The sequence below is a fragment of the Nonomuraea sp. NPDC051941 genome (assembly GCF_044593615.1).
The window spans coordinates 1-5,402 of sequence record NZ_JBIUCF010000122.1; the positions used below are offsets into that span (position 1 = coordinate 1).

Here is a 5,402-nt window from a genome sequence, read left to right on the forward strand (position 1 = left end):
CCGCCTGACGCCTGCCTCGCCACTAAACCCTGACCGACGATCACCGGCCAGGGTTCGCTGCCGCCTGCTTGGCTGAGGTGGATTCACGTGTCAGCGTCTCGGTCACAAAGAACGCAGCGGCGGAATCACAGTTCGACCCCAAGCGGGCGAAGCTCGTCGTCTTTCTCCTCCTCATATCCATCAATTTGGTCCTGATGAAGAATCAGCCCGAGTTGGCCGCTGCCCTGGATTTGCTGATTGGCGGGGTTACTGTTTCTGGCCATGCCGCCAAGGCGGTCGAGCGGGCCGTGGAGAAGCGGGCAAGGAATTGAGGCTGAGGACACACAGGCGCCCTCGATCAGGACTGACCTACAGATCGTGCCCGCAGTGCGGGCAGACGTAGATCCGCTCCGGGTCCGTCTCCGCGACGAGCGCGGAGGGCTCGATGTCGAACGCCGGCGGTGCGCCGATCAGGTCAGCGTTCAGCCGCTCGACCGTGGCCGCGTGGTCGGCGACGAGCGCCTCGGGTGCCGGGAAGGCATGCCCGCACCCGAAGCACACGAAGTAGGCCAGCCGGGTTCGGGCACCCCGTGGATGGCTCACTGCGCGGCTTCGTCAAGCCGCGTTCGGGCCCGTGCCTCGTCCCCCGCAGGAGCACCACCAGGTGCCGCGGCCAGTCGTCCGGATGACGGGTTGCCGTCGTCGTCGAAGGTCTCGTACGCGCCTTGATCGACCTTGACTTCGTGCCTGCCACGGTGATCGAGCTCTTCATCCGGTGCCCATACCCTCGTCGGTCACGGTCGCTGCATCGACTGACCACCGCAACGCCTACGCGTAGAGCTGGCCTTCTAACGGTTCGCCCTGGACTGTCGGTACCTCGTAGTAGACGGTCCACGGCTCATAGTCCCCGGTTGTACACCGCAGCCCGACGCGGACAGGCGCGTTCTCATACTCATCGCGCCACCATTCCGGTGTCGTCCATCGAGGCTCGATGGTGCGCTCTAACGTGAATTGGCGGCCATCTCCAGGCAGGAGCTTGACCGGCCCTGTGGTACGGCCAAGCTCGTCCGCGCCGTCGACGCGCGGGCGGAACCGGTATGGCCCCCACACCTGAGCAGCGATCTCGTCCGGGGAGGGGCCACCGGCCAACCTGGAGGACCTCGGCTTGTCGTTGCGGATGGTCAAGCCGACCCTGAGCTCTGCCAAGGCGGTGGGTCCGTTGAACCACACCTTCAGTACCGCTTGATCCCCCACCTGCTCAGCGAATTCGATGGTGAACTGCGGGGTCAGATCGTGATGCCAGCGGCGAGCCTCGATCTTGGTGAGGTCGGCGGTAGCCCTTGCGGCGTGCTTGGTCGTCGACCAGGCGAAAAGGGCCACCATCACAGCGGCGACTGCACCGATCGCCGAGACGCCGGCGGCGATGGCTGACCACGCTTCAACACCCACACTTGCTCCCATTCCACTGGCGCATCCTGCGGTCGCTCATTTCGCGCTCAACTCCTCGTCGGCCAAGACTGCCAGCATCGAAGCGGCAGCAACCGTTCAATCATCAAGTACAAGCCTCCGCTCCACAGCGGCCAGCCCATCGGGTGCGCGGTATCGATGGGCGGGTTCGGGTTCTACACTCACGACCTGCCGAACGAGCCTCCTCCCTCCCCCTGAGCTGTCCTGTCTGGGGCAGACCTCGCAGATGGTGATGTCGCCGACCATGTGTGAGGTTCCCCCAGTAGCACGGACACCCGAGGTGAGGTCACTCAGTGGTGTCTGAGGGCCGGTAGAGGCTCTCGAACGTGACGGGACTGTGCATTTTGATGCTGGAATGGCGTCGGTAGGGATTGTACCAGCATTCAATCCATTCGAAGATGGCGTTAGCGAGTTCGTCGCGTGTTTTCCAGATTCTGGTGTCGAGAAGTTCGAGCTGCATCGTTCCCCAGAACGACTCCATCATCGCATTGTCATAGCAGTCACCAACCGTTCCCATCGATCCGAGCAGGCCGGCATCTCGCAAACGCTTGCCGAAGGCCCAAGACGTGTATTGCGTACCGTGATCGGAATGCAGAATGGTCGAGCGCGCGTCCGGTTTTCGCCGGGCCACGGCCATCGCTAACGCGTTCACCACCAGGTCGGTATTCTGACGAGCGTCGATGGACCAGCCGATGATCCGGCGCGAATAGGCGTCCATCACGGCGGCGCAATACAGCTTCCCTTCGCCGGTGGGGTGCTCGGTGATGTCGGTCAGCCACAGCCGATCGGGCGCCTCGACGTCGAAGCTGCGTTGCACCAGGTCCTCCTCGGTAGCCTGGTTGACCAGGTTGCGGCGGCCCTTGCGCCGGTACACGCCCTGCAGGCCGGCCTCGCGCATGAGCCGCTCCACGCGCTTGCGGTTGACCTTCTCGCCCAGCCCGAGCGTGAGCTCGGCATGCACCCGCGGCGAGCCGTAACTGCGACGCGAGTCCGCGTGTACCTGACGGATTATTTTGGTGAGTTCTTTGTTGCGGAGCGCACGTGGCGGCTCGGGCCGACCGAGCCAGTCGTAATATCCCGATGTCGACACCCGGAGTACTCGGCAGGCCACCGCGACCGGAATATGGTCATCGGCAAGCTCACGGACCAGCGAGTAGATTACTTTGGGAGGACGTTCTCCCGGGCGAAGTACGCCGCCGCCCGCTTGAGGATGTCGTTCTCCATCTCCAGCTGTTTATTGCGGCGCCGTAGCTCGGCGAGTTCCTTCTTCTCCGCGCTGGTCAACTGTTCGCCGACGCCGCCGTTTTCCTCGACCTCGGCCTGTCTGAGCCAGTTCTGCAGACACGACCGGCTGACGCCCAGATCCTTGGCGAGCTGGAGAAGCGGTTTGTCACCTTGGCGCGCAAGCTCGACCGCGCGGCGCCGGAACTCGGGAGGGTGAAGTGCGGGCATGAAGGACATTTTTCCTGATGATCAAGGGTGACCTCAGGTCAAGTGTCCGGAGAACTGGGGGAAGCTCAGGTCCCGATGGCGGACAACTGGTTCTTGCCGATGATGAGGTCGCCTTCCGAGTGGCCGGGAATGGCGCGGTCGTCGGCCTCGGCGGGCCGCTCGCTGATCGAGCCGCCACAGGTCACCGACCGGTGCACTCTGACCGGGGGAGTCTGGTACTCGTATTACGACGACATCACCGTCAACCAGGCATCTGCGCTCGACGTCGATCACTTGGTCCCGCTTGCGGAGGCATGGGACTCCGGGGCCTACGACTGGAGCGCCGCCCAGCGGCAGGACTACGCGAATGATTTGCGTGAACCGTGGCATCTGGTCGCGGTCACCGCCCGCTCGAACAGGCAGAAGGCCGACCAGGACCCCTCCACCTGGCAACCGCCGTACGAGCCGGCCCGCTGCCGGTATGCCGCCGAGTGGACCGCGATCAAGATTCGCTGGCAGCTGTCCATCGACCCCGCCGAGCAGCAGGCCCTGACCGACCTCGCTGACGCCTGCCCGACGCAACGCCTGCCTGTGACAGACGATCAGCCCTGATTCGCCGTACCCGTTGACCAAGGAGAAGCAACAGCCAAGAGATGCAGCCAGCAGGAAAGTCCGGGAAATGACCGGCGCATGCCCTGGTGACGGCGACTCCGCTTTGTGAGTCTGACTGCAATCGCTCTGGCGAACTCACAGGGAGACTCGATGCAGACAGCACGAAAGTCCCGGAAGTTTTCGACGCGAGTCCTGGCGACGGCGACCGCGCTTGCGGCAGCTATGGCGACCACCATCTCACCGGCATCGGCCACCACGGGCGCCGCCCCGGCAGCGGCTCAGCTCGCCCGCCCGGCCGGTGTCAGTGTCTGCCTGGGACTATGGGCGGCGTACAACGCCATCCTGCTCAGGCATCTGGGGGGAGATTGCAGCCCACGCGGCAGTTACCACATCCACGTCTGGGGCGGTGGCCGTGACATGAACTATCCCATCTACAACTACAACGGCAGCCTCAGGGAATTCTCCTACACATGGCCAGTGCCCCAAGGGACCAACATCTGCGCGGAACTCTGGTACCACAAGCCCGGCGGCGGCTATTCGAGCCACGGCCTGCCCTGCGAAACGATGTGACGTCTCGCCAAGGCAAGTCCGCTGTCATCGCCGCCACCGTGGCGATGACAGCGGCATGTACTCGAAGCTGACCAGCCCGAGCCGGCGCGGGTCGAGCGTGTCCTTGTGCTGGTTCCGTCGCTTCGAGCTGGTGTGGAGTTTGGTGGCGCGGGCCTGCCGCTGCCACCGCGGCGACCGGTCGCGGTAGGAGATGAGCGCGGGGTGGCTGCTCACGGACCGGTAGCGAAATCCCTGCTCGGCGAGATGCTGGGCGACCCACTCCGACATGCGGACACCGATGCTCAGGCCCTGGAAATCCGGCAGCGCGACGAGCCGGTGCTCCATCTTCATGTTCCGCACCCGTGGGTGCTGGAAATGCCGGTACGCCAGGAACGCCACCAGTTGGCCATCGACGTACCCGGCGAAACAGTGCGCCGTGTTGGAGATCTCAGCGCTCAGATAGTGATGGTGGCGAAATACCTGCCAGAGGGAGCGGTCAGCAGCCCGGACATCGAGCCGGAGCGTGGGCCAGGGTTGAACCGACCTCCACGCGAACGAGGCGGTGGCGACGTCGTACACCCAGTCCGGCTGCAGCCAGTCGAGCACGTCATAGTGGCAGGTGACCGCGACGAGCTGGCGGCCGCCCCGCCGGACCGCCTTGGCGACCGCGTGACTCGCGACCTTGGCGACCTGACGGTCCACGACGGACGTGAACTCGTCCACGACGACCAGACCCTGCTGTTCGGCCAGCGCGCGGGCCATCGACGCGCGAAACGCCTCCCCGTTCGACAGCGTCTTGTACGGCCGGAGCCACGCCGGGGGCGACGACAGGCCCACCGCGGTCAGCAGGCCGACGATCGCCTTGATGGACATGCCTTTGGGGAAGTCGTCCATGAGCGCCCGATCGCCCCAGGTGTGCGCCTCGACGAGCCGGCCGGGCCAGAGCGCGCGGGCGAGCGTGGTCTTTCCGGCGCCGGACGGGCCGACGAGCAGGCCGACGTTCCACCGCCGTTCCTCCACCGGGAGCACGGCCGACCAGGAGTTCGTCAGCTTCTCCTCCAGCGGCACGTCGAACATGCCCTGCAACTGGAGAACTCTCGCCGACCGCTGGACGGGGACAGACAGGGTGACATCAGCCTGCATAGCACACCGCTTCGTTTAGGGGCCTTAGAGGGAATCAACGTCGGACAACAGTGCCGCCTGGCTGGTCATCAATCTGGCACCTACACAAGGTGCCAACCGGTTCATCGACCCGCCAAGGAGGAACACTGAACCTATTTCAGCCTCATGCGGCCTGGGCAACGCGATGATTTTGAAGGACAGCGATGGCCTTGCACAGGTGGCCGGCCTTGGACGGGCTGCAG

Annotated in this window: 8 protein-coding genes and 1 pseudogene; 3 read left to right on the forward strand and 6 right to left on the reverse strand. The window is 64.8% G+C overall.

The features are described 5' to 3' along the window. Positions 1–68 precede the first annotated feature (68 nt). Complete coding sequence (locus tag ACIHFD_RS67530; RefSeq protein ID WP_397375912.1) at positions 69–311, forward strand: hypothetical protein; 243 nt, start codon at positions 69–71, stop codon at positions 309–311. A 37-nt stretch (positions 312–348) separates the two neighbouring features. Here ACIHFD_RS67530 and ACIHFD_RS67535 read toward each other — a convergent pair whose 3' ends face one another. From ACIHFD_RS67535 to ACIHFD_RS67555, 5 genes and pseudogenes are all read right to left on the reverse strand, one after another. Continuing rightward, positions 349–582, reverse strand: coding sequence for a hypothetical protein (locus ACIHFD_RS67535; RefSeq protein ID WP_397375913.1), 234 nt, complete (start codon positions 580–582; stop codon positions 349–351). 225 nt (positions 583–807) lie between these two features. Further along, a complete protein-coding gene (locus ACIHFD_RS67540; RefSeq protein WP_397375914.1) occupies positions 808–1,428 on the reverse strand; it encodes a hypothetical protein in 621 nt (206 codons plus the stop codon). A gap of 304 nt (positions 1,429–1,732) precedes the next feature. Beyond that, complete coding sequence (locus tag ACIHFD_RS67545; RefSeq protein WP_397375919.1) at positions 1,733–2,605, reverse strand: IS3 family transposase; 873 nt, start codon at positions 2,603–2,605, stop codon at positions 1,733–1,735. Continuing rightward, entirely contained in the window at positions 2,605–2,898 is a 294-nt protein-coding gene (locus tag ACIHFD_RS67550) for a transposase (RefSeq protein ID WP_397375915.1), read from the reverse strand. Before ACIHFD_RS67550 ends, ACIHFD_RS67545 begins: the two co-directional genes overlap by 1 nt. Positions 2,899–2,966: 68 nt before the next feature. Then, positions 2,967–3,065: pseudogene (locus tag ACIHFD_RS67555) on the reverse strand (IS30 family transposase); the annotation flags it as partial. On the opposite strand from ACIHFD_RS67555, the gene ACIHFD_RS67560 reads away from it, so the two are divergent. Next, positions 3,028–3,489, forward strand: a complete 462-nt coding sequence (locus tag ACIHFD_RS67560) for an HNH endonuclease family protein (protein ID WP_397375916.1) — start codon at positions 3,028–3,030, stop codon at positions 3,487–3,489. The pseudogene ACIHFD_RS67555 and the gene ACIHFD_RS67560 sit on opposite strands and share 38 nt — an antisense overlap. Before the next feature lie 150 nt (positions 3,490–3,639). Then, positions 3,640–4,059, forward strand: a complete 420-nt coding sequence (locus ACIHFD_RS67565; protein ID WP_397375917.1) for a hypothetical protein — start codon at positions 3,640–3,642, stop codon at positions 4,057–4,059. Positions 4,060–4,083: 24 nt separating this feature from the next. Here ACIHFD_RS67565 and ACIHFD_RS67570 read toward each other — a convergent pair whose 3' ends face one another. Next, positions 4,084–5,115 (reverse strand): GNAT family N-acetyltransferase, encoded by a 1,032-nt coding sequence (locus tag ACIHFD_RS67570; RefSeq protein ID WP_397375918.1) that lies wholly within the window; start codon positions 5,113–5,115, stop codon positions 4,084–4,086. Positions 5,116–5,402 lie beyond the last annotated feature (287 nt).